Genomic DNA, 22,149 nt, shown 5'->3' with positions numbered 1-22,149 from the left:
GGCTACCTTGGGAATATTCGATGCTGAATTCTAGGCCTTCTTTGGCGCTCAGGCCAGCCGCAGGGCAGATTTGCACGGTTTTTGCGGTGTCGGCTGCTATTCGTCACCGGCACACTTCGCCGGGGAACCCTCGGGTATACTGCCGCGTTTTGTAATGCCCTGCAGGTGGTGCGACGGATCAGGAAAAGTCCGCTTACGGATTTTTCCGTGAAAGCCGTGACTTTTTCATCCAGCCTGCGCAGAGGGATATTCGGCAATATTTGGAGTTTTTCATGCTCGAGCAGGCTCAACGCGTTCTCAAGGACATCTTCGGCTACGACAGTTTTCGTGGCCGTCAGGGTGCAATCATTGAGCGTGTGGCCAGCGGCGGCGACGCCCTGGTGCTGATGCCTACCGGCGGCGGCAAGTCGCTGTGTTTTCAGGTCCCGGCGCTGCTGCGTGATGGTTTGGCGGTGGTGGTATCACCGTTGATCGCGTTGATGGACGATCAGGTCGCGACCCTGGAAGAGCTGGGAGTTGCCGCAGCCGCCTTGAATTCGACCCTGAGCGCCGAGCAGCAGCGCGATCTGGCGGCGCGAATCAAGCGCGGCGAAGTGAAAATGCTCTATCTGGCCCCCGAGCGACTGGTGCAGCCGCGGATGCTGGCTTTCTTGCAGAGCCTGGAAATCGCCCTGTTCGCCATTGACGAAGCGCACTGTGTCTCTCAATGGGGCCACGACTTCCGTCCGGAATACCTGCAACTGGGGCAACTGGCGGAGTTGTTCCCCAATGTGCCGCGTATTGCCCTGACTGCCACCGCCGACAAGCGAACCCGCGAAGAAATCGTCACTCGCCTGCATTTGCAGGATGCCGAGCGATTCCTTTCGAGTTTTGACCGTCCGAACATTTTCTACCGCATCGTGCCCAAAGAGCAGCCGCGCAAGCAGTTGCTGGCGTTCCTGTCCGAGCGTCGTAGCGATGCGGGCATTGTCTACTGCCTGTCGCGCAAGAAAGTCGATGAAGTGGCCGCCTTCCTGTGTGAGCAAGGCTATCCCGCGCTGCCATACCACGCCGGGTTGCCCAACGAAACGCGGGCCTTCAATCAGAAGCGCTTCCTCAATGAGGAAGGCCTGATCATGGTTGCCACCATTGCCTTCGGTATGGGCATCGACAAGCCCAACGTGCGCTTTGTCGCGCACCTCGACTTGCCCAAGTCTCTGGAAGCCTATTACCAGGAAACCGGTCGCTCCGGCCGTGACGGTTTGCCCGCAGACGCCTGGATGGCCTACGGCCTGCAAGACGTACTGATGCTCAAGCAGATGCTGCAAAATTCCGAAGGTGATGAGCGCCACAAGCGTCTGGAACAGCACAAGCTCGACGCCATGCTGGCACTCTGTGAAGAGACCCGCTGCCGGCGCCAGACCCTGCTGGCGTATTTCGACGAAGACATGCCCAAACCTTGCGGTCACTGCGACAACTGCGTCGACGGGGTACAAACCTGGGACGCCACCGAGCCTGCGCGTCAGGCACTGTCGGCGATCTACCGTACCGGCCAGCGTTATGGCGTCGGGCATCTGGTGGATGTGTTGCTGGGCAAAGACAACGACAAGGTACGCAGCTTTGGCCATCAACATCTTTCGGTGTTTGGAGTGGGCAAGGCGCGGACCGAAGGCGAATGGCGTTCACTGTTCCGACAGCTGGTGGCCCGTGGTCTGGCGGACATTGATCTGGAAGGCTACGGTGGCCTGCGTTTGAGCGACAGTTGCCGGCCGTTGCTCAAGGGCGAAGTCACGTTGGAACTGCGCCGCGATCTCAAACCGCAGACCACTGCGAAAAGCAGTACCAGCCAGGCCAGTCAGCTGGTGCGTGGCGAAGAGCGCGAGCAGTGGGAAGCCTTGCGCGCCCTGCGGCGCAAACTGGCCGAAGAGCATGGCGTGCCGCCGTATGTCATCTTTCCTGATTCGACCTTGCTGGAAATGCTCCGCAGCCAGCCGAGCTCCTTGTCGGAAATGGCCAGGGTCAGCGGCGTTGGTGCGCGCAAACTGGAGCGTTACGGCGAGGCTTTCCTCGAAGTGCTGGGCGGCCAGGTCGAGGCGCCGAAAGTGGTTGCCGATATTCGCCACGAGCTGATCACCCTGGCCCGCGCGGGCATGACGCCGATGCAGATCGCCGGTCAATTGCAATGCTCGGAAAAGAACGTTTACACCTTGCTCGCCGAGGCCATTGGCAAGCAGCAGTTGTCACTGGAGCAGGCGCTGGATCTGCCAGAAGATTTGCTGGGTGAAATCCAGGATGCATTCCTTGATGGGGAAGGCGAATTGCCGCCTGCCGCAGAGGTCATCGAGCTGTTCGCCGGTCGGGTTCCCGAGGGCGTTCTCTACTGCGTGCGCGCTGCTTTGCAGTCGGAATTCGAGATTTGAGTGACCCTGGATGTAACGATTCAGTACATAGCAAGCCTTGCCTCAAGCAAAGGGTCATGCTTAGCTGACTAATAATTAGTATTTCTCTATTTCAGTCTAACCATGAGTGTTTTATGCCGTTAACCGATCAACACCGTTTTGGCATGCAGCTGGCCCAGATGTCTCGAGGCTGGCGTGCTGAACTGGATCGCCGTCTGGCCGGGCTTGGCCTGTCCCAGGCCCGCTGGCTGGTGCTGCTGCACCTTGCCCGTTTTGAGGAAGCACCGACTCAACGTGAACTGGCCCAAAGCGTCGGTGTCGAAGGACCAACGCTGGCCCGTTTGCTCGACAGTCTGGAGACTCAAGGGCTGGTGCAGCGCCAAGCTGTTGTTGAAGACCGTCGGGCGAAAAAGATCGTCCTCTGCGCTCCGGCACGACCGTTGATCGAACAAATCGAAACCATAGCCACCGCCTTGCGCCACGAACTTTTCGTCGGCGTCGACGAAGCAGATTTGCGTGTTTGCATGAGAGTTCATGGGCACATTCTGGCCAATCTGGAAAAATCTTGAGGCATTACAACCCTGCAGACTTTTGAGATTCAGCGCTTGGCAGACTATAAGAGATAGCAGGGTTTGTGCAGGACGCATGAACGCCCGCAGGTTGTTTTCGATTATCCAAGGGATGCTCATGCTCGAGAGTTTGCAGTTCGCGTTGCGCAGTTCCGTCAGATTGAACTCCTCTGAAAAAAAGCCCCGGCTGCGCAAAATTCACTCGCTGTTAGTCGCCTGCGGGGCTTTGTGTTATTCGGCATTCGCCCCAGCGTTGGGGCTGGGTGATATCACGCTGCATTCGGCATTGAATCAACCGCTCGATGCCGAGATCACACTGGTGGAACCCGGTGATCTGGCCGAAGGTGAGGTGTCCGTGAGCCTGGCGACGGCTGAGGAGTTCAGTCGTGCCGGTGTCGAGCGGGTGTTCTTTCTCAATGACTTGCGTTTCACCCCGATCCTGCGTGGCAATCGCAGCGTGATTCGGGTGGTTTCGAACAAGCCGGTCAATGAACCTTTCCTGAATTTCCTGGTGCAAGTGAATCAGCCCAATGGGCGTTTGTTGCGCGAGTACACCGTGCTGATCGACCCACCGGGCTCACCGGGGATCGTCCCCTCGAGTGAGTTCGGGCAAGTATCGCCCGCGACATCTCGGTCATCTGCATCGGCCCCCCGGCAAGAGTCTCCGCTCGAACCGCCGCCGCCAGCGTTGCAGGGCAAACGTTACACCGTGGTCAACGGCGATAACCTGTGGATCATCGTCAAGCGTTTACGTGACGCTGGCAGCAAAGCGTCTACCAACGAACTGATGCTAGGCATTCGCGCACTCAACCCCGGTGGCGAGCGTCTGGCTGTCGGCCAGAGCCTGTTGCTGCCTGATATGGCGGTGCAGCCGAAGTCACCCGAACCCGCAGGCTACGTTCAATCACCTGCCGTGGCACCGCCTCAGGAGCAATCTGTATCCACTTCCGAGCAGTTGGCCGCCAGCGTGCTGGAGAACCAGCATCTGCAAACAACCGTCGATGATCAGCAAACCAGACTTCAAGCCCAGGACGAACAGATCGCCGCTGGCCAAAAAGCAATCATCGATCTGCAAACCCAATTGGCCGAAGTTAAAAGACTCTCTGCCAGTCCTGCCGCGCCTGTCACCCCTGTGGTGGTAAATTCGCCGCTCGCTGCACCGCAGATTGAAGAGTCTGGCGGACCGAACCTGCTGGTGGTGGCGGGGTTGGTGTTGCTGTTATTGCTGTTGATATTGGCATTCTGGGTGCGCCGTCAGCGGCATCAGGCTCAAGCGACGCCCCAGGCATTACCCGTTCCGCCAGTGGTCCATGACTCACTGGTTAGCCGAGTGGCACCTCGTGCGCAGGAACAGGTCGCCGCTGAAATGGATGATGCTGCGCCAGCGCAGAAAACCGCGTCACCGCGCCGGGAGCGTGCTGAAGAATCCGATGTCCTCGAGGGGGTCAGTCTCTACGTTGCCTACGGCCGCCTTGGCGAAGCCGTGGGGATTTTGCGCGAGGCCCTGCTCAAACAGCCTGAACGACTCGATCTGGGTATGCGGTTGCTGGAGATTCTCGGGCAGCAGGGCGATGAGGTCGGGTATGCAGAGCAGGAGAGCCGCTTGCTTGAGTCAGGTGTGAGCGCCCAAACCCTGCAGGACACTCGTGCGCGATTTACGAAACTGTCGGCAGCGCCGGTACAAGCGCCACCAGCAGTGTCGGCTTTGGCTGAAGCCGAGGTCCCGGCCAGTCCAGTGCTGGATGAGTTCCAGCTGAACCTGGAAGATTTGTCGATGGACACAGACTGGGATTTGATCAGTCCGTTCGACACCACGCCGCCGCTGAGCAACACGTCACTCATCCATACAACGCCCAGCTTCGATCCGGGCTTCACGTCGAATTTGAAAGTATTGCCTGAAGTATTCGAAATGTCCGACGAGCCGTTTCTGAGCGACTTCAGCGAGGCCGAATCCGATCTGTCCTCGACGTCAGAGATAGAGGCGTTGGGCGAAGCGTTTCTCGATAGTTTCGCCAGCGGCCCGCAGGAACTGGAGGTCGAACCGTTGTCGGTGGATTTCGACACGCTGGAGCGTCAGCGAGCCTGCGCCCATAAGCTGGAGCAGGCCCAAACCTGTATCGACGAGGGCGACCTGGAGGGCGCCAGTCGCTTGCTCAATGAGTTGCTTGAAGAAGGCGATGAATCGTTGCAACAGACTGCGCGTCATTTGTTGGCCAGTATTCGTTGAGACTTGGCCAGTTAACGGAAATCTATTGTCTGGCGATCAATTGTGGCGAGGGAGCAAGCTCTCTCGCCACAGGGTCGAGCGATAAAGGTGGCTATTATAGCGACGTCATCGAGTTCAGGAGTTCACCGCGCCATGACTGGAAGTAAACCGGAAATCGTCATCACCTATTGCACGCAGTGCCAGTGGTTATTGCGCGCCGCCTGGCTGGCTCAGGAGCTGCTCAGTACCTTTAGCGACGATCTCGGCAAAGTCTCCCTTGCGCCTGGAACAGGCGGGATATTTCACATCACCTGCGATGGTGTGCAAATCTGGGAACGCAAGGCCGACGGCGGTTTCCCCGAGGCCAAAGTACTCAAGCAGCGGGTCCGCGATCAGATTGATCCGCAGCGCGACCTCGGTCACAACGACCGAACTCAGTGAGACGCTGCTTCAGCCGCGACTGTTTTTTTGTTTGAGCTGCTTGAGAGGCTGCTGGAAACCACGATAGCGACAATGATCAATGCGCCGCCGATGAGCATGCGCAGGGTCGGGTTTTCACCGAACAACAGCCAGGCGACAGTGATGCCGTAGACCGGTTCCAGGGCAAACACTACCGCGGCGGTGCGTGCCTTGATCACCGCGAGGCTGGCGACAAACAAGCTGTGGGCGACGCCGGTGCAGAATACCCCGAGCAAGCCGATCCACAGCCAGTCGATGGCCCGAACCTCGGTCAACCCCGGCGCAGCCACCGGCAGCAGACACAACGCGACCACCACGTTTTGGCACAACGCGGCCTGCACCGCCGGAATCCGCCCGGAGCTGGCGCGGTTGGTCAGCGACAGCAGGGCGAACAATAACCCCGAACCCATGGCCCAGAGCAAACCACTGGTGGCTTCACTGGCGAGGTCGAAGTCTGGGGTGACCAGCACCAGGCCGACACTCACCAGCACCACCAGCAGGATTTCATTGGCGCGAATTCGCTCGCGGAAGATCAGCCCTTCGAGGATCACGGTAAATGCCGGGAAGCTGGCAAAGCCCAAGGTCGCAACCGCCACACCGGCGACTTTCACCGCGATGAAAAAGCTTACCCAGTGCCCGGCCAGCAACAGGCCGCTGAGCAGCAGACGGCGCCAGTCGACGGTCTCAAGTTTCTGCCAGCGCGTATTGCTGGCGAAACGGGCGAAGAATGCCAGCGCAATGACGGCGAATGCGGCACGGCCGAAGACGATAATGGCGGGCGAGGCGGCGGCGAGTTTGCCGAACACGCCGGTCAGGCCAAACATCAGTGCACCGATATGCAGGGCGCCAAGGGCGGTACGCGGAGTCATTGCAATCCTTAACATCACGATAGTGGGGATGGACACCCTATTGAACCGCGCTGCACGCACGTCTGTCTGTCGTGATCCTCGCGTTATTTGTCTCAAACCTCGCGGCGCAATTTGCCGGGGGAGACGCCGAACTCGCGCATCACCGCTGCAGCGAACGCGCTTTGGGAGCTGTAACCGACTCTGTTGGCGACTTCGCCGATCGGCAGCGCGGATTCGCGCAACAGTCGTACGGCGATATGTAGACGACGACTGCGAATGTAGTCCATCGGTGTCTGACCGCATTCGGCGATGAATCGTGCGTGCAGGCGAGCGCTGGATAGCCCGGCGACGCGGGCCAGGTCTGCGACTTGCAACGGGTAGGCGGCGTATTGATCGATATGTGCATTCAGCGCGGCGTAGGGCAGACGTCGACCGCCAACGCTGTTTGGTGCGGCGCTATTGAGGCTGGCGAGTAAAAGAACGGCACCTTGCCGAGCAATCAGCGGGTCATCCACCGGGCTGCATGCCAGCCAACTGACCAGCTGGTTTTGTGCAGCATTCAATGGCTGCCGACCAGGATTGTCCAGCAAGCGGCGGCTGGCATCGGCGTGGTCACCCAAGGATTGCGTCACCCAATGATCGCTGGGTACATCCAGCACCAGACAGCGGCTGCCGTTCGGGCTGCCGCAGGCGTGATGGGCGTCAGAGGGAACCACCACGAAGCTTTGCTGAACCACCTGACTGCCGCGGCCGTCGACTTCGAAGTCGAGCTGGCCCGACAGGCCGAACACCAGTTGCGCGTGTTCATGGCTGTGGACGATCAAGTCGTGGGTGTATTGGCGTAGCGTGAGGATCGGTCTCATCGCAGTCTCCTTGGCAGACCAGCAGTCTACACCGGCAATGCGCAGGCTTTCGCTGTCATCGGACTGCCGTATTAGTGTCATGGGCTATTAATCGCTCTGGCGCAAGCTCGCAAAAAATACCGAAGAGGTTGCCCATGACCAGCGCTGAGCTCGCCAAACCCAGCCGTAAGCAACGCGTGCGCACGTTGTGGATTTCCGATGTGCATCTCGGTACCCGGGATTGCCAGGCGGAGCATTTGTCGCAGTTTCTCAAGGGCTACCACGCGGACCGTGTCTACCTGGTCGGTGACATCATCGATGGCTGGAAGCTGCGCAGCGGCATGTACTGGCCTCAGGCACATACCAACGTCATTCGCCGTTTGCTGACCATGAGCAAACGCGGCACCGAAGTGATCTACGTCACCGGTAACCATGATGAATTCCTGCGGCGTTATTCGAAACTGATCCTGGGCAATATCCAGTTGGTGGACGAGGCGGTGCACGTCACCGCCGATGGTCGGCATTTGCTGGTGATCCACGGTGATCAGTTCGACGTGATCACTCGTTATCACCGTTGGTTGGCGTTTTTGGGCGACTCGGCCTACGAGTTCACCCTGACCCTGAACCGCTGGCTCAATCACTGGCGCGCGCGGTATGGCTACGGTTATTGGTCGTTGTCGGCGTACCTCAAGCACAAGGTCAAAACCGCGGTCAGCTTTATCAGTGATTTTGAAGAAGCCATCGCCCACGAATGCACCAAGCGCGGGTTGCACGGTGTGGTCTGCGGGCATATTCACCATGCCGAAATTCGCAAGGTCGGCGAGGTGGACTACCTCAATTGTGGCGATTGGGTGGAGTCATGCACCGCATTGATCGAGCACTGGGATGGCTCGATCGAGCTGTATCGATTGTCCGATGCTCAGGCGCGGGAGGCGCAATTGAAGGCGCAAGTGGTGAAGGTGGCAGAGCCGAGTTAGGGCACAAGGGATAGGCTGCGAAGCGGCCCTGAAATTGGCAGTCCCCTCTCTTCAGACCGGCGAATGCTCTTCCATCACCGCCATGTAGATCGAGTTCTTCGGCTGAGCGAACAGGCGCTCCAGCATCGGTTCAAAGAAGCTCAGCGCCAAGGTGTCGTAAGTCGGGTCAAAGGCTGCGGCATCGTACTTGGCGCAGAACTCGATGGTCTGCCGGTATTGCGGATGTCCACTGAATTGCTCACGCAGGTGTCGATCCATCCCCAGGTAATGGAAGAAGTAATAACCCTGGAAAATACCGTGTTTCTCCACCATCCACAGGTTTTCGGCGCTGACAAAGGGCTTGAGGATTGCTGCGGCGATGTCTGGATGGTTGTAGGAACCCAAGGTGTCGCCAATATCATGGAGCAGGGCACAGACCACATATTCTTCGTCACGGCCATCGCGCCAGGCGCGGCTGGCGGTTTGCAGTGAGTGAGTCAGTCGATCTACCGGGAAACCGCCGAAATCACCCTCAAGCAACTTGAGATGCGCAACGATTCGCGTCGGTAGCTGCCTGGCATAGGCACTGAAGTCTGCGGCGATGATCTCCCAGTCTTGCTGCGTACCATCCTGCATATGAGTGAAGCGCGCATTGGCATTCATCGGTGATGATCCTCTTATCGTTTTCGTTTTCGACGGGAAGTTCTTTAGTGTAGGTCTTGGATCCAATCAAGCACTGGCTGCTGAGGATGGCCTCTAGAACGGCACTTTGCCAAAGATCATGTCGCGGTACATGACGAAGTCGCCGAGCAGGCTGTAAAGCGGGTGCTGGAAAGTCGCGGGGCGATTCTTTTCAAAGAAGAAGTGGCCGACCCAGGCGAAGCTGTAACCGGCCAGGGGGAGTGCCCACAACAGCAGCCAGGCGCCTTTGCCGATGGCTGCGGCGAGCATGAGAATGACCAGACTGGTGCCGATGAAATGCAGGCGACGGCAAGTGCTGTTGTTGTGTTCACTTAAATAGTAAGGGTAGAACTCAGCAAAGCTGTTGAAGCGCTTGGTGTTTGCCACGACTGCGATCTCTGTGATTATTGTTCTGATAGCCAGATGTACTGCGAGTAGCTTATTTGAGTCTAGAGTCATCAGTGGCAACAGCCAGTGACCATAAGCGCCACTTTAGTATCCTTTTGAAATCAGCCGTGGGATGCGGCTCATCATGTAAGAAAACGCCATGAGCGAAAGAACGACTTCTGCAAGCTGGGCGATGGGGATTGTCAAAACACTGGAAATGGACGGCCTGGATTGCCGACTATTGTTCAAACAACTAGGGCTCGATTACGCGGCGCTGGACGACCCGGATGCGCGATTCCCTCAGGATTCCATGACGCGGCTTTGGCAGCGTGCCGTGGAGCTGTCTGGTAATCCGGCGATTGGCTTGAACATGGGCAAGTTGGTGCGACCGGCATCCTTTAATGTGGTCGGTTACGCCTTGATGTCCAGTCGGACCCTGGCCGAGGGCTTCCAGCGGTTGGTGCGTTATCAACGGATCATCGCTGAAAGCGCTGACTTGAGTTTCCGTCTTCTGCCCGAAGGCTATGCGCTGATTCTGACGGTGCATGGCGATCACCTGCCGCCGACCCGGCAAAGTGCCGAGGCCTCGCTGGCTTGTGCACTGGCGTTATGCGGCTGGTTGACTGGCCGCACTCTGCAGCCGCGCAAGGTGTTGGTCCAGGGCGATCAACCGGTGAATCTCGAACCCTACAAACAAGCTTTCCATGCACCGTTGGTATTCAACGCGCCGTACGACGCGCTGATTTTCGAGCGTCAGGACATGGAAGCGCCATTGCCGACAGCCAATGAGGCGATGGCGCTGCTGCATGACCGGTTTGCCGGTGAGTACCTGGCGCGGTTCTCTGAAAGTCGGGTCACCCACAAGGCGCGGCAGGTGCTGTGTCGTCTGCTGCCCCAGGGCGAGCCCAAGCGTGACGCTGTCGCGCAGACCCTGCATTTGTCCCCTCGCACCCTGCAGCGGCGTTTGCAGGAAGAGGGCACAAGCTTCCAGACATTACTTGATGACACCCGACGCGAGTTGGCCGAGCAGTACCTCGCGCAGCCAACCATGACCCTGCTGGAAATCGCTTATCTGCTGGGTTTCGCCGATCCGAGTAACTTCTTCCGGGCGTTTCGGCGCTGGTTCGATGCCACACCCGGCGAGTACCGCGCGCGGCTACTGGAAGCGCCAGCGTTGCTCAATGACGCCAAAACGCCGGAATACATAGAACGAACACGGTAATGATTTCCAGTCGGCCGAGCAGCATGCCGAGCGACAGAATCCACTTGGCGGCATCCGGCAGTGTGGCGAAGTTACCGGCCGGGCCGATGGTTTCACCCAGGCCCGGGCCGACACCGGAAACCGTGCTGGCGGCGCCGGTCAAGGCAGTCATCCAGTCCACACCGAGCAGCGATAGCGCCAGGGCGATTACGCAGATGGTGATGGCGAAGAAGAACGAAAACGTCAGAATCGACCGGACAATTTCTTCGTCGAGACGATGACCGTTGTACTTCTGTTTGATCACTGCCCGTGGGTGAATCAACTGATTCAGGTTGGCCTTGAGCAGGATATAGGCGACCTGAAAGCGGAAGATCTTGATCCCGCCGGCGGTTGAGCCGGAGCAACCTCCGACAAACCCTAGATAGAAAAACAACATCAGCGAAAAATTTCCCCACAGGCTGTAGTCGCCCAGGGCAAATCCGGTGGTGGTAACCACCGAGGTGACGTTCAGCGCCACATGCCGCAAGGCGTCCAGCCAGTGCAGATTGGTGGTCCACCAGTACCAGGTGCCCAACACCAGCCAGGTAACGAGCAACATCCCGAGCAAGCCTTGAACCTGCTGATCCTTGATCAACGCTCGACGATTGCCGCGCAACGTTGCGACATACAGGGTGAACGGCAGGCTGCCGAGGATCATGATCACGATCGCGACCCAATGCACCGCCGGTTGTGTCCACTTGGCCAGAGATTGGTCGGAGGTCGAGAAACCGCCAGTGGAAATCGCAGACATGGAATGGTTGATGGCGTCGAACAGGCTCATTCCGGCCCACCACAATGCCAGACTGCCGAGAATGGTGATGCCGACGTAGGCACCGACGATCAGGCGGGCCACCATGTGCGAGCGCGGCATGACCTTCTCTGAGCGGTCCGAGGACTCGGTCTGGAACAGACGCATGCCGCCGATTCGCAGCAGCGGCAGAATGGCCACCGCCATACCGATAAAACCGATCCCTCCGAGCCAGTGAAGCAGCGAGCGCCACATCAGAATGCCTGGAGACATACTGTCCAGACCGCTGAGCACGGTGGAACCGGTGGCCGTGATGCCGGACATGCTTTCAAAAAACGAGTCGGTGTAACTCATGTGTTGGGTCAGTAAAAACGGTAAGGCGGCGAAGATGCACACCACCAGCCAGCTGGAAACTGTCAGTAGGTACATGTCCCGCGGTCGCAGATGAATGTGCTCAGGACGCCCCGGAATCACCAGTGCCAGGCCGGCGATAAAGGTGATCGTGCTGGCCCAGAGGAACGACGGTAGATCGCTGGTCCGTTCGAAAATCACCAGCGTCGCCATTGGCACGACCATGCTGATGGCCAGGGTAATCAGGAAGATGCCGATAATGAAACCAATGATCCGTATGGTCGGCAACGCCATGAAGTCCGCTCGGGCTGATAAGGGAAGTGCGCCATTCTACCTGCGGTGCGAGGCATGTAAACCGGCATCCCGGAGCCAGTTACCGCTAGAATGGCCGGACATTTTTCTCAGGAGGTGGCCGATGCAGGCTCTCGACGCTTTGCTCAACCGTGTTTCCGTACCGCGTTTGCTTGACCCGGCGCCCACTGCGGCGCAACGCGAAGTGCTGTTTGGCGCAGCGTTGCGCGCTCCGGATCACGGCCAACTGCGGCCATGGCGCTTTCTGACGGTCGAAGGCGCGGCACGCGAGCAAATGGGCGAGTTGTTGGTTGAAGCGGCGCAGTTGCAAGGTGGTGAAGTGACCCAGGCTGCTCTGGACAAGGCCCGCGCCATGCCGATGCGCGCGCCGTTGGTGGTGGTGGTCATCGCGCGTTTGCAGGACCATTTCAAAGTGCCGAAGTCCGAGCAATTACTGGCCGCCGGCTGCGCTGCCCACGGTATTTTGCTGGCCGCCTATGCCCAGGGCATTGGTGCGGTGTGGCGTACCGGTGAGTTGTCCTACTCGCCGCATGTTGCCAAGGGGCTGGGTTTGGCCGAGGGCGAAGAGGTGATTGCCTTCCTGTACCTCGGCACACCGCAGAACGAACCGCGCACAGCACCGAAGGTGGATATCGCAGAGTTTGTCAGCGCCTGGCCGGCCAAGGTCTGATTGTCTATGTGGCGAGGGAGCTTGCTCCCGCTGGGCTGCGCAGCGGCCCTAAAACCTGCAACCGCAGATTTTCAGATAGAACACGTCGCGGCTGTTGCGACCGCTTCGCTGACGGACGCGTCCCCGGTCGGGCGGGAGCAAGCTCCCTCGCCACAGGTCAGGGCTGAACCACAGCCCCAGGCACCAACGGTAAATCCAGGCTGGCAATAAAACCGCCTTCCGGATGGTTGGCCAGTATCAAGCTACCGCCATGCCGCTCCGCCGCCCGACGGGCGATGGCCAACCCAAGGCCATGCCCCGGTGCGGTCTGCCCGGGCGCGCGGTAGAACGGCTCACCCAGTTGACTCAAATGTTCAGCGTCAACGCCGGGGCCATGGTCACGCACACTGATGACAATTCTTTCGCCCTGACGTAACGCCAACATTTCAATCGGCTGCCCCGCCGGATTAAAGCGCTGGGCATTGCGCAACAGGTTATCCAGCGCACGCTCGATCATGGTCGGCCAGCCCTTGAGGCTCAACTGTGATTCGGCCTCAACCCTTACGTTTTGCTCCGCAGAATTGAGCAGGGCGTCTTTTTGCAGGTTGTTCAGCAACCCATTGAGGTCGATCTCTTCGGCGCTGGCGTTATCGGCATCGACACGAGCCAGTACCAGAATTTCACTGATCAAGGCTTCCAGGCGATCACACTCGCGGGTCAGTCGTGGCCAGAGCTTTTCCCGCTCTTGCGGGGTGGCGCGCTCTGCCAGGGCCAAGGCAATACGCAATCGGGCCAAGGGTGAACGGAGCTCGTGTGAGACATCGCGAAGCAGTTGCCGCTGGCTGCCGATCAGGCTTTGCAGGCGTGCGCCCATACGGTTGAAATCGTTGGCCAGTACACCGAATTCATCGCGACGGTTCGCCAGTTTCGCCAGGCTGTTTTGTTGATAGGTGGTTTGACCCAAGTCGTGAACCGCGCCGCGCAATCGGCTAAGGGGACGGGTGATGGAGAACGTTACCAGTAAGCTGAACAGGGTAAGCACCACCAAGGCGATACCCAAGGCGCTGAGTGGCCAAAGCAGACTCTCACGATGCCAGGCATCCAGCTCCGGGTGCGGTATGCGGTAGATCAGCAGGTAGGTTTCGCCGCTTTTCGGGCTGGTATATTCGACAGTCAGACGGCGCCATGGCAGGCGTCGATCATCATTGTTTTGCCGTGCTTCGAAGGCGGCTGCGCGACGCGGAAAGGTCCCATGCACCACCGGATCGCCACTTTCATTGAGCACCTGAACATCGATGTGATACTGGCGTTTGCGTTGCTCCAGAATGTCCTGTGCGGCATCTTCGCCTTGCGTCTCAAATGTTTGGGTCCAGTCCTCGGCCAGGGTATTGAGGCCCGGATGACGGCTGAGGATCCAGGCGTCCTGATTCAACATATGCCCGAGCAGGAGTGAAAGCCCTGCAACCAGAGCGATGGCCAGCCAGAAGCTGGCAAGGATGCGCCAGAACAATGAACGCACGGGAAGTCCTCAAACAAAGAAAGCCCGACGGCGGGGGACCGGCGGGCTGGGAAATGACGCTACATAATTATTGCGCTTTTTGCGGTTGTTGCGCTTTCCAGGCCTTGAACTCGGCCCACTCTGCGCGACGCTCAGCCTGTTTTTTCTGAATCGCGTCAAATTGCTTCTGCTGATCAGGTTTCAGCAGACCGCGAACCTCGGCTTCGGCCTTCTGGTGTTTGGCCGCCATTTCGTCTTTCAAGGCTTTCTGATCGGCTGGTGAGAGTTTTTCGAGGTATTTATCGATCAGTTGCTGACGCTCGTGCATCTGCTCGCCCATGATTTTGCGGATCTGCTGACGCTGTTCGTGAGTCAGGTCCAGCTGGCTGTAGGCACCTTTGTCGTGCATGTGCTCGTGACGCGGGCCGTCCATCGAACCCATCGGGCCTGTACCTTCTGGCATGGCCATGGCAACGGTGGGCAGGGCAGCAGCGAACATCAGAGCGATAAGGGTCTTGCGCATGGTGTATCTCCTTGTCTCGATTCCCGGTGAGTCCGGATGTCTGCAGATTACCCAGATCAAGGTCAGCGGCGGTCAGCGGAGCGTAAAGCTTGGGTAAAGAGGCTTTTCGAGGCTCCTGACAAAACACGGTGTTATGCCGACTGCTTCCTGACGAAACACGTACTTCGTAGGGGCGCGCGTCAGGTGGGGGCGCGTGGTCGGGCTTCAGAGGCTGTAGTAATAACCCCGGCTGCGCAGGGCGACGATGCGTGGACGTCCATCGGGGTGCGGGCCGATCTTTTTGCGCAGGTTGCTGACGTGCATGTCCAGGCTGCGGTCGTACAGGGTCAGTTTGCGGCCCAGGGCGATTTGTGCCAGTTCCTGCTTGTCCAGCGGCTCGCCGGGTTGCTTGAGTAGCGCTTCAAGCAGGCGGCTTTCGGAGATGGTCAGGGTGAATTCCTGTTCATCGATACTGACTACGCCACGAACCGGGCTGAAGCACAGATCACCCAGTTCGAGCTGGCTGGATACTGCCGTCGGATGGCTGCGGCGCAGCACGGCACGCAAGCGTGCGGTCAATTCCCTTGGGTCGCAGGGTTTGGCCAGGTAATCGTCAGCACCCAATTCCAGACCGAGAATGCGGTCCAGCGGCTCGCCGCGGGCCGAGAGCATCAGCACCGGCAAGTCCGGGTGATCGTTGCGCAGTTGCTTGAGCAGCTCCAGACCGCTGCCATCAGGCAGCATCACGTCCAGCACGACGGCGGCCGGTGCGGCTTCGGCCAAGGCGCGGCGAGCACTCAGGCCATCGTGGCAGGCACGGACCTGAAAGCCCTCCTGGCTCAGCCAGCTGGTCAGGAGTTCACACAACTCCTGGTCATCATCTATCAGTAACAGGTCGCTCATGACTCACTCAATTTAGCCATTGCCGACGTTGTCTACGTCTGCCACCGGCGAAGATACCGCAGAGCAGGGCCAATAGCGCTACTCCGGCACCGGTGACGAACCACTGCTGCTGATCGGTCAGCAGACGCGGTACGGGGCTGGCCTGAGCTTCCTTGAGTTGCAGCTTGAGGCGCTGATTCTCTTGGCGCAGTCGGGTCAGCTGGACGCTTTCGCGTTCGCCATCGGCACTTTGCAATTGTTTGTTCAGCTCATCACGCAGCCGTTCGCTTTCTTTCAAACGTTGCTGCAACTCGGTGATCTGGCTGCCGGCGCTCAGGGACAGAGGCGTTGAATGGCCTGCATCCGGAGTTTCTTCGGCATGGGCGGGGGGCCCGATCGATAACATGACCAACAGCAGACACAGCGGACCTTGGCGCATCGGAACTCCTGATTCCAATCGAGTGTTGGGCAGGTTGTCGGCCGTTAAACGAGAATAATGAGCGATTGAGCGCGCGATGAACCGACAAGGTTCACCACGCAGGAGAAGCTTACGGCAGGACTTGCTTGAACGGCTTGACCAGAACATTAGCGTAGACGCCCGCAGCGATGTACGGATCGGCATCGGCCCATGCCTGGGCGGCAGTCAGCGAGTCGAACTCGGCGACGATCAGGCTGCCGGTAAAACCCGCGGCACCGGGATCATTGCTATCGACGGCAGGATGAGGGCCTGCCAACACCACGCGACCTTCGGCTTGCAGCTGTTGCAGCCGCTCCAGATGCGCGGGGCGTGCAGCCAGGCGGTTTTCCAGGGAGTTGGCGACGTCTGTAGCAATGATTGCGTAAAGCATGTCAGTCCTCTGTTTTCGGAGTAGTGGTGTCGGTTTCATGTAGGTGGCGGGACAGGTAGATGCCCTGGCCGACCAGGAACAGCAGGGTCATGCCCAGGCTGCCGAAGACTTTGAAGTCGACCCAGTAGTTCTGGAAAGTAAAGGCCACGAACAGATTGGCGCCACCGCAGAACAGGAAAAAAGCGATCCAGGCGATGTTCAAACGAGTCCAGACCTGGTCTGGCAACGTCAGCGCATGGCCCATGATGCGTTTGATCAGCAGGCTATCACCAATGAAATGACTGCCGAAAAAGGCCAGGGCGAATAGCCAGTTGACCACCGGGGCTTTCCACTTGAGGAAGGTTTCGCTGTGGAAGGCGAGGGTCAGGCTGCCGAAGACCAGGCAGGCAATCAGCGTCAGCCATTGGCTCTTTTCCAGCTTGCGCTGGGTAATGAACAGCGTGCCGTAAACCACCAGCGAACTGATGATCAGCATCGCCGTGGCACTGTAAATACCGCCTACAGTCAGCTCATGGCCGGCGATGTCGACGACCCGTGGATCGATTTTGTAGACGATGAAAAACAGCAGCAGCGGGATGAAGTCGATGAATTGTTTCACAGTGGCAGCCAGAAGCAGGATGTGGCGGCATAATAACAAACATCCATGGTAGCGAAAGCGCCAGCTGATTTGAGGTTACAGAGTCCTGTGAATGTTGATTTGCATTGCCATAGCACGGCCTCCGATGGCGCCCTGGCGCCTGCGGTACTGGTGGCGCGGGCGTTCGAGAAAGGCGTGCGAGTCCTGGCCTTGACCGACCATGACACCCTCGAAGGCCTGGAAGAGGCCCGCAGCGCGGCCGTAGCGCTGGGTATGCAGCTGATCAACGGTATCGAATTATCCTGTACCTGGGGCGGGGCGACTATTCATGTATTGGGCTATGGTTTCGACGTCAACGCTCCGGCGCTGGTCGAGGCCATTGCCAAATTGCATGATGGCCGCTGGCTACGGTCCGAAGAAATAAGCCGCAAGCTTGCACTCAAGGGCATGCCGGGCGCGCTGGAAGGCGCTCGCGCAGTTCAGCAGGAGTTGGGCGACAGCGGTAATGCGCCCGCTCGACCGCACTTCGCCGATTACCTGGTGCGTGCCGGTTTCGTGAAGGATCGCGCTGAAGCGTTCCGCAAATGGCTGGGCGCCGGCAAGTTAGGGGACGTCAAGCAGCATTGGCCGACGTTGGAAGAAACCGTCGAAACCCTGCGTGCGGCGGGTGCCTGGGTTAGCCTGGCGCATCCTTGGCACTACGATTTCACCCGCAGCAAACGCCGTCGCCTGATTGCCGACTATATTCAAGCAGGTGGCCACGCGATTGAGGTGGTTAATGGTCATCAGCCCGCAGAGCAAGTGGGCAGCCTGGCTATTCTTGCTCGTGAGTTTGGGCTGCTGGTCAGCGCCGGCAGTGATTTTCATGGCCCTGGAGGCTGGTCCGAGATTGGCGAATACCGCCCGCTCCCGGAGGATCTGCCGCCGCTTTGGTGTCGGTTCAAACATGACCCAATTATTGCCGCCGTCTGAACAGGTAGAAAATGTGAGTCAATTTTTCCAGATTCATCCGGAAAACCCACAAGCGCGCCTGATCAAACAGGCTGTCGAGATCATCAGGTCCGGTGGAGTGGTCATCTATCCAACCGACTCGTCCTACGCCATTGGTTGCCAGATCGGCGACAAGAACGCCATCGAGCGTGTCCGTCGTTTGCGGCAACTGGACGAAAAGCACAACTTCGCACTGATCTGCAGCGACCTGTCGCAACTGGGGCTGTTCGCCAAAATCGACACCGGCACCTTCCGCCTGCTCAAGGCCCATACGCCGGGCCCCTACACGTTCATTCTCAACGCCACCCGCGAAGTCCCGCGTTTGTTGCTGCATCCCAAGAAACGGACCATTGGCCTGCGGGTGCCGAGTCACCCGATTGCTTTGGCGTTGCTTGAAGAGCTGGGCGAGCCGCTGATGAGTGTGACGCTGATCATGCCCGGTGAGACTGAGCCCATGAGCGACCCTTATGAGATGCGCCAATTGCTTGAGCATCAGGTCGACCTGATCATTGATGGCGGTTTCGGCGGCATCAAAGCGTCCACAGTGATCAATCTGGCCGACGGCGAGCCGCAAGTGATCCGTGTCGGTTGTGGTGATCCTGCACCGTTCACGGTCGAAGCCTAGATGTCTGCGGTCGAATCAGTGGACAGTCAGGCGGGAGCGCAGCAAGAACTGCCGTTCGCCATGGTCTATGGCCGGGCGGTCATGGAAATGCCGCTGGACCTGTACATCCCGCCGGATGCGCTTGAGGTTTTCCTCGAAGCCTTCGAAGGCCCGCTCGACCTGCTGCTGTACCTGATCCGCAAACAGAACATCAACATCCTCGATATCCCGGTGGCGGAAATCACTCGTCAGTACATGGGCTATGTCGAGTTGATGCAATCGGTGCGTCTGGAACTGGCCGCTGAATATCTGGTAATGGCGGCGATGCTCGCCGAGATCAAGTCGCGGATGCTGCTGCCACGGGCCAGCGAGATCGAAGCGGAAGAAGACGACCCGCGCGCCGAGCTGATCCGCCGCTTGCAGGAGTACGAACGCTTCAAGGCCGCTGCCGAGGGCATTGATGGCTTGAGCCGGGTAGGGCGCGATGTGGTGGTGCCCAAGCTCGATGCACCAGAGGCCCGGGCGCGTAAATTGTTGCCGGACGTGAGCCTGGAAGAATTGCTGATGTCCATGGCCGAAGTTCTGCGCCGTGGCGATATGTTCGAAAGCCATCAGGTCAGTCGCGAGGCGTTGTCCACTCGCGAGCGCATGAGTGATGTACTGGAGCGGCTCAAGGGCGGTGGTTTCGTGCCCTTTGTCGAGCTGTTTACCGCTGAAGAAGGTCGACTGGGAGTGGTCGTGACCTTTATGGCGATCCTCGAGCTGGTCAAGGAGTCCTTGGTCGAGCTGGTGCAGAATGAGCCCTTTGCGGCTATCCATGTGCGGGCGCGAGCCGAATAACGAGCCGAAATCAATGAATCTGACTGAACCCCGCGAGCTGGCGCCATTGCTTGAAGCCTTTCTGTTGGCCTCGGGAAAGCCGCAAACCATGGAGCGTCTGTTCGAACTCTTCGAAGAGGGCGAGCGGCCGGAACCACCGGTCTTCAAGAAGGCCCTGGAAATTCTGCGCAAATCCTGCGACGGCCGGGCCTTTGAGCTCAAGGAAGTGGCGTCCGGCTATCGCCTGCAGATCCGCGAAAAGTTCTCGCCGTGGGTTGGCCGGTTGTGGGAAGAACGGCCGCAGCGTTACTCCCGAGCGATGCTTGAGACCATGGCCTTGATCGCCTATCGCCAGCCGATCACCCGGGGCGAGATCGAGGATGTGCGCGGTGTAGCAGTCAACAGCCATATCGTCAAAACCCTGCTCGAACGTGAGTGGATCCGCATCGTCGGGTACCGCGAAGTGCCGGGCAGGCCGGCGATGTTCGCCACTACCAAAGCCTTTCTCGATCACTTCAACCTGAAGAACCTCGACGACCTGCCGCCGTTGGCCGAACTGCGTGAGTTGGAGCCCGATCCGATTCTCGACTTCGACGATGCGCCGGTACCGGAAAGCATCCAGGCCCTGGCCGACGCCAGCGCCGAGCCGGAAGAACCGAAAGATGAAACCAGTTTCCACAGCCTGCTGGCCGAGCTGGACACAATGGAGTTGGGGCTCAAAACCGACTTTGATGATTTGCACAGGGATGGGGCGGTGATCGAGACCGGCGCCGAGAGCGAGGCTGAGGCCGAAGTTCAAGCCGAAGCAGAACCCGAATGCGAGGTTGAGATTGAGCTACACGTCGAGGCTGAAACTGAAATTGAGGAAGAGCAGGAAGACGACCTCATCGGCGTCGCAGAGGCCCGCGCCAAACTCCTGGCCGCCGTTGCCGCGCTGGAGCAAACGACCCCTGCCTTGAGCGACGAAGAAGCCGAAGCCCTTGCCCTCGCCGAAGCGATCGAAAACGAACGCCGCCTACTCGAAGACTGACACGAATCCAATGTGGGAGCGGGCTTGCTCGCTAAGACAGAGTGTCAGTCGACATCACCGTTGCCTGACACACCGCTTTCGCGAGCAAGCCCGCTCCCACATTGGAGCTGTATTGAATTCGAACTCGGCGTCACCGGTCGGCGGAAAAACAAATAAGCCACGACTTATCAACTAGTCTCTGATGCGCGAGCAGCACCATGAGCGTATGATTCGCGACCCTCAAGCGATCCCTTCGCCCAAAGACCAGCTTTCAACTCTTCAGGCCAAGCCTGAACAGACCACACCGGGAGGTGCCCAGATGAGTATTAAAGACCAGAAAGACGACCAGGAAATCGGCCCAGCAGGCGAAAAACTGCAGAAAGTCCTCGCCCGTATCGGCGTTGGCTCGCGCCGCGACGTAGAAGCCTGGATCAGCCATGGCCGAATCAAGGTCAATGGCAAAGATGCCACCCTTGGCCTGCGCGTCGACCTGCATGACGCCATCACTATCGATGGCAAGGTGATCAAGCGCGAAGAGGCCGCCGAATCGGTGCGCCGCGTGATCATGTACAACAAACCCGACGGCGAAATCTGCACCCGTGACGACCCGGAAGGCCGTCCGACCGTGTTCGATAAAATGCCGCGTCCAAAAGAAGGTCGCTGGATCAACATCGGTCGTCTGGACATCAACACCACCGGTCTGCTGATGTTCACCACCGACGGTGAGCTGGCCAACCGCCTGATGCACCCTTCTTACGAGATGGACCGCGAGTACGCCGTGCGTGTGCGTGGCGAAGTCGATGACGAGATGATCGAGCGGCTCAAGGCCGGTGTGGTCCTCGAAGACGGCCCGGCGAAGTTCACCGACATCAAGCAAGCACCGGGCGGCGAAGGCTTCAACCATTGGTACCACTGCGTGGTGATGGAAGGCCGTAACCGTGAAGTGCGTCGTTTGTGGGAATCCCAAGGGCTTGTGGTCAGCCGTCTGAAGCGCGTGCGTTTCGGTCCGGTGTTCCTCAATTCGGACCTGCCGATGGGCCGCTGGCGCGAAATGAGCCAGTACGAAGTCGACATTCTCAGTGCTGAAGTGGGCTTGACACCGGTCGCCATGCCGCAGTTGAACGCCAAGAGCAAAGACAAGCTGGAGCGTATGCAGCGCAAATCGTCCCGCCCGGTTGGCAAGACCGAGCGCGTACGGACCCTGCGTCCAGCCGCCGGCGCACCTGCCGCTGGCCCGCGTCCAGCCCGTGAGCCGCATCTTGAAGGTGAGCGCCCGGCGCGCAAGCCAGCAGCGCCCCGCCAGGATGGCGAGCGCGGCCCACGCACTCCGCGTCCGACCACCGGTCGCGGTGCTCCAGCCGGCGGTCGTAGCGATCGTGGTGCGCCAGCAGGTGGTCGCAGCGATTCCAGTCGTGGTACGCCAGTGGCAGAGCGCCCGGCCGACACCAAGCGTCCAGCCAAGCCAGGGCCTAAGTCCAGGCGTCCGGGGATCGTCCTGGTCGACAAGGATGCGCCATCGGGAAAACGCCGTGGCGCACCGGCTGGCTCCGGTCAGCGCCCAGGCTTCGGCCGTCGCAAGCCTGAGTAAGCGGTAAGCTGCAAACAAGAACGCCAACCCTAGGGTTGGCGTTTTTTTTTGGGTGCGCCAGGCATGGCGCGTTGCGCGCAAGCGCAACCAGTTTGGCTGTGGTGGCCACGCTGGTGACTTGGAGGTGAAAGTCCTCTACACACCCGGCAAGGGGAAGTGTTAGCCAGAGGCAAGGGTGTCGCGGGTGACTGCGAATCTGAAGGAAG

At 59.1% G+C, this 22,149-nt stretch carries 23 protein-coding genes; 12 read left to right on the top strand and 11 right to left on the bottom strand.

What is annotated here, in order from left to right; all coding sequences use genetic code 11:
- The first annotated feature begins 272 nt into the window (after positions 1–272).
- The 4 genes from recQ (at position 273) to ACN1C3_RS06255 (ending at position 5,594) form a co-directional block, all read left to right on the top strand.
- Positions 273–2,399 (top strand): DNA helicase RecQ, encoded by a 2,127-nt coding sequence (recQ, locus tag ACN1C3_RS06270; protein ID WP_419114941.1) that lies wholly within the window; start codon positions 273–275, stop codon positions 2,397–2,399.
- A gap of 113 nt (positions 2,400–2,512) precedes the next feature.
- Entirely contained in the window at positions 2,513–2,947 is a 435-nt protein-coding gene (locus tag ACN1C3_RS06265) for a MarR family transcriptional regulator (RefSeq protein WP_419114940.1), read from the top strand.
- 112 nt (positions 2,948–3,059) lie between these two features.
- Positions 3,060–5,174 carry a FimV/HubP family polar landmark protein gene (locus ACN1C3_RS06260; RefSeq protein ID WP_419115258.1) on the top strand — a complete coding sequence of 705 codons (2,115 nt, stop codon included), beginning with the start codon at positions 3,060–3,062 and terminating at the stop codon, positions 5,172–5,174.
- Between the two features lie 132 nt (positions 5,175–5,306).
- Positions 5,307–5,594: a SelT/SelW/SelH family protein gene (locus tag ACN1C3_RS06255; RefSeq protein WP_419114939.1), complete on the top strand. Its 288-nt coding sequence runs from the start codon at positions 5,307–5,309 to the stop codon at positions 5,592–5,594.
- Here the strand turns inward: ACN1C3_RS06255 and ACN1C3_RS06250 are convergent.
- A complete protein-coding gene (locus tag ACN1C3_RS06250; RefSeq protein WP_419114938.1) occupies positions 5,588–6,481 on the bottom strand; it encodes a DMT family transporter in 894 nt (297 codons plus the stop codon). The two genes, ACN1C3_RS06255 and ACN1C3_RS06250, sit on opposite strands and share 7 nt — an antisense overlap.
- Before the next feature lie 92 nt (positions 6,482–6,573).
- Complete coding sequence (locus tag ACN1C3_RS06245; RefSeq protein ID WP_419114937.1) at positions 6,574–7,323, bottom strand: AraC family transcriptional regulator; 750 nt, start codon at positions 7,321–7,323, stop codon at positions 6,574–6,576.
- A 134-nt stretch (positions 7,324–7,457) separates the two neighbouring features.
- Here ACN1C3_RS06245 and ACN1C3_RS06240 point away from each other — a divergent pair, with 134 nt between their 5' ends.
- The gene (locus ACN1C3_RS06240) at positions 7,458–8,279 is read left to right on the top strand and encodes a UDP-2,3-diacylglucosamine diphosphatase (protein WP_419114936.1); all 822 of its coding nucleotides are present in this window, start codon (positions 7,458–7,460) and stop codon (positions 8,277–8,279) included.
- Positions 8,280–8,330: 51 nt separating this feature from the next.
- On the opposite strand, the gene ACN1C3_RS06235 is transcribed toward ACN1C3_RS06240, so the two are convergent.
- Positions 8,331–8,921: an HD domain-containing protein gene (locus ACN1C3_RS06235; RefSeq protein WP_419114935.1), complete on the bottom strand. Its 591-nt coding sequence runs from the start codon at positions 8,919–8,921 to the stop codon at positions 8,331–8,333.
- Between the two features lie 93 nt (positions 8,922–9,014).
- Positions 9,015–9,326, bottom strand: coding sequence for an Mpo1-like protein (locus ACN1C3_RS06230; RefSeq protein ID WP_419114934.1), 312 nt, complete (start codon positions 9,324–9,326; stop codon positions 9,015–9,017).
- 160 nt (positions 9,327–9,486) lie between these two features.
- On the opposite strand from ACN1C3_RS06230, the gene ACN1C3_RS06225 reads away from it, so the two are divergent.
- Positions 9,487–10,548 (top strand): AraC family transcriptional regulator, encoded by a 1,062-nt coding sequence (locus tag ACN1C3_RS06225; protein ID WP_419114933.1) that lies wholly within the window; start codon positions 9,487–9,489, stop codon positions 10,546–10,548.
- Here the strand turns inward: ACN1C3_RS06225 and ACN1C3_RS06220 are convergent.
- Positions 10,505–11,959 carry a TrkH family potassium uptake protein gene (locus tag ACN1C3_RS06220; protein WP_419114932.1) on the bottom strand — a complete coding sequence of 485 codons (1,455 nt, stop codon included), beginning with the start codon at positions 11,957–11,959 and terminating at the stop codon, positions 10,505–10,507. The genes ACN1C3_RS06225 and ACN1C3_RS06220 overlap by 44 nt on opposite strands.
- 121 nt (positions 11,960–12,080) lie before the next feature.
- Here ACN1C3_RS06220 and ACN1C3_RS06215 point away from each other — a divergent pair, with 121 nt between their 5' ends.
- Positions 12,081–12,647, top strand: a complete 567-nt coding sequence (locus ACN1C3_RS06215) for a nitroreductase family protein (RefSeq protein WP_419114931.1) — start codon at positions 12,081–12,083, stop codon at positions 12,645–12,647.
- 157 nt (positions 12,648–12,804) lie between these two features.
- Here the strand turns inward: ACN1C3_RS06215 and ACN1C3_RS06210 are convergent, their stop codons facing one another.
- The 6 genes from ACN1C3_RS06210 to ACN1C3_RS06185 all read right to left on the bottom strand — a co-directional run bounded on the left by ACN1C3_RS06210 (position 12,805) and on the right by ACN1C3_RS06185 (position 16,954).
- Entirely contained in the window at positions 12,805–14,145 is a 1,341-nt protein-coding gene (locus tag ACN1C3_RS06210) for an ATP-binding protein (protein WP_419114930.1), read from the bottom strand.
- A gap of 67 nt (positions 14,146–14,212) precedes the next feature.
- Positions 14,213–14,647 carry a Spy/CpxP family protein refolding chaperone gene (locus ACN1C3_RS06205; RefSeq protein WP_419114929.1) on the bottom strand — a complete coding sequence of 145 codons (435 nt, stop codon included), beginning with the start codon at positions 14,645–14,647 and terminating at the stop codon, positions 14,213–14,215.
- A gap of 204 nt (positions 14,648–14,851) precedes the next feature.
- A complete protein-coding gene (locus tag ACN1C3_RS06200; RefSeq protein WP_419114928.1) occupies positions 14,852–15,529 on the bottom strand; it encodes a response regulator transcription factor in 678 nt (225 codons plus the stop codon).
- A 7-nt stretch (positions 15,530–15,536) separates the two neighbouring features.
- A complete protein-coding gene (locus ACN1C3_RS06195) occupies positions 15,537–15,947 on the bottom strand; it encodes a translation initiation factor 2 (protein WP_419114927.1) in 411 nt (136 codons plus the stop codon).
- A 109-nt stretch (positions 15,948–16,056) separates the two neighbouring features.
- A complete protein-coding gene (locus ACN1C3_RS06190) occupies positions 16,057–16,356 on the bottom strand; it encodes a YciI family protein (protein ID WP_419114926.1) in 300 nt (99 codons plus the stop codon).
- 1 nt (position 16,357) lies between these two features.
- Positions 16,358–16,954: a septation protein A gene (locus ACN1C3_RS06185; protein ID WP_419114925.1), complete on the bottom strand. Its 597-nt coding sequence runs from the start codon at positions 16,952–16,954 to the stop codon at positions 16,358–16,360.
- 87 nt (positions 16,955–17,041) lie between these two features.
- On the opposite strand from ACN1C3_RS06185, the gene ACN1C3_RS06180 reads away from it, so the two are divergent.
- The 5 genes from ACN1C3_RS06180 (at position 17,042) to rluB (ending at position 21,943) form a co-directional block, all read left to right on the top strand.
- Positions 17,042–17,905: a PHP domain-containing protein gene (locus tag ACN1C3_RS06180; RefSeq protein WP_419114924.1), complete on the top strand. Its 864-nt coding sequence runs from the start codon at positions 17,042–17,044 to the stop codon at positions 17,903–17,905.
- Between the two features lie 13 nt (positions 17,906–17,918).
- Positions 17,919–18,548 (top strand): L-threonylcarbamoyladenylate synthase, encoded by a 630-nt coding sequence (locus tag ACN1C3_RS06175; RefSeq protein ID WP_419114923.1) that lies wholly within the window; start codon positions 17,919–17,921, stop codon positions 18,546–18,548.
- A 60-nt stretch (positions 18,549–18,608) separates the two neighbouring features.
- A complete protein-coding gene (locus ACN1C3_RS06170) occupies positions 18,609–19,367 on the top strand; it encodes a segregation and condensation protein A (RefSeq protein ID WP_419115257.1) in 759 nt (252 codons plus the stop codon).
- Between the two features lie 13 nt (positions 19,368–19,380).
- Complete coding sequence (gene scpB / locus ACN1C3_RS06165; RefSeq protein ID WP_419114922.1) at positions 19,381–20,376, top strand: SMC-Scp complex subunit ScpB; 996 nt, start codon at positions 19,381–19,383, stop codon at positions 20,374–20,376.
- Positions 20,377–20,674: 298 nt separating this feature from the next.
- Entirely contained in the window at positions 20,675–21,943 is a 1,269-nt protein-coding gene (rluB, locus tag ACN1C3_RS06160; protein WP_419114921.1) for a 23S rRNA pseudouridine(2605) synthase RluB, read from the top strand.
- Positions 21,944–22,149 lie beyond the last annotated feature (206 nt).

Origin of the sequence: Pseudomonas sp. H11T01, from assembly GCF_048515765.1 — a bacterium.
Lineage (GTDB): Bacteria > Pseudomonadota > Gammaproteobacteria > Pseudomonadales > Pseudomonadaceae > Aquipseudomonas.
The sequence above is the reverse complement of the archived record's forward strand: the minus strand, read 5'-3'. Positions and strand labels throughout refer to the sequence as shown.

Excerpts from the sequence above, each read along its gene's own strand:
- recQ (WP_419114941.1), top strand. The coding sequence starts at position 273 with ATGCTCGAGCAGGCTCAACGCGTTCTCAAGGACATCTTCGGCTACGAC.
- ACN1C3_RS06265 (WP_419114940.1), top strand. The coding sequence starts at position 2,513 with ATGCCGTTAACCGATCAACACCGTTTTGGCATGCAGCTGGCCCAGATG.
- ACN1C3_RS06260 (WP_419115258.1), top strand. The coding sequence starts at position 3,060 with ATGCTCATGCTCGAGAGTTTGCAGTTCGCGTTGCGCAGTTCCGTCAGA.
- ACN1C3_RS06255 (WP_419114939.1), top strand. The coding sequence starts at position 5,307 with ATGACTGGAAGTAAACCGGAAATCGTCATCACCTATTGCACGCAGTGC.
- ACN1C3_RS06250 (WP_419114938.1), bottom strand. The coding sequence starts at position 6,481 with ATGACTCCGCGTACCGCCCTTGGCGCCCTGCATATCGGTGCACTGATG.
- ACN1C3_RS06245 (WP_419114937.1), bottom strand. The coding sequence starts at position 7,323 with ATGAGACCGATCCTCACGCTACGCCAATACACCCACGACTTGATCGTC.
- ACN1C3_RS06240 (WP_419114936.1), top strand. The coding sequence starts at position 7,458 with ATGACCAGCGCTGAGCTCGCCAAACCCAGCCGTAAGCAACGCGTGCGC.
- ACN1C3_RS06235 (WP_419114935.1), bottom strand. The coding sequence starts at position 8,921 with ATGAATGCCAATGCGCGCTTCACTCATATGCAGGATGGTACGCAGCAA.
- ACN1C3_RS06225 (WP_419114933.1), top strand. The coding sequence starts at position 9,487 with ATGAGCGAAAGAACGACTTCTGCAAGCTGGGCGATGGGGATTGTCAAA.
- ACN1C3_RS06220 (WP_419114932.1), bottom strand. The coding sequence starts at position 11,959 with ATGGCGTTGCCGACCATACGGATCATTGGTTTCATTATCGGCATCTTC.
- ACN1C3_RS06215 (WP_419114931.1), top strand. The coding sequence starts at position 12,081 with ATGCAGGCTCTCGACGCTTTGCTCAACCGTGTTTCCGTACCGCGTTTG.
- ACN1C3_RS06205 (WP_419114929.1), bottom strand. The coding sequence starts at position 14,647 with ATGCGCAAGACCCTTATCGCTCTGATGTTCGCTGCTGCCCTGCCCACC.
- ACN1C3_RS06200 (WP_419114928.1), bottom strand. The coding sequence starts at position 15,529 with ATGAGCGACCTGTTACTGATAGATGATGACCAGGAGTTGTGTGAACTC.
- ACN1C3_RS06195 (WP_419114927.1), bottom strand. The coding sequence starts at position 15,947 with ATGCGCCAAGGTCCGCTGTGTCTGCTGTTGGTCATGTTATCGATCGGG.
- ACN1C3_RS06190 (WP_419114926.1), bottom strand. The coding sequence starts at position 16,356 with ATGCTTTACGCAATCATTGCTACAGACGTCGCCAACTCCCTGGAAAAC.
- ACN1C3_RS06170 (WP_419115257.1), top strand. The coding sequence starts at position 18,609 with ATGGTCTATGGCCGGGCGGTCATGGAAATGCCGCTGGACCTGTACATC.
- scpB (WP_419114922.1), top strand. The coding sequence starts at position 19,381 with ATGAATCTGACTGAACCCCGCGAGCTGGCGCCATTGCTTGAAGCCTTT.
- rluB (WP_419114921.1), top strand. The coding sequence starts at position 20,675 with ATGAGTATTAAAGACCAGAAAGACGACCAGGAAATCGGCCCAGCAGGC.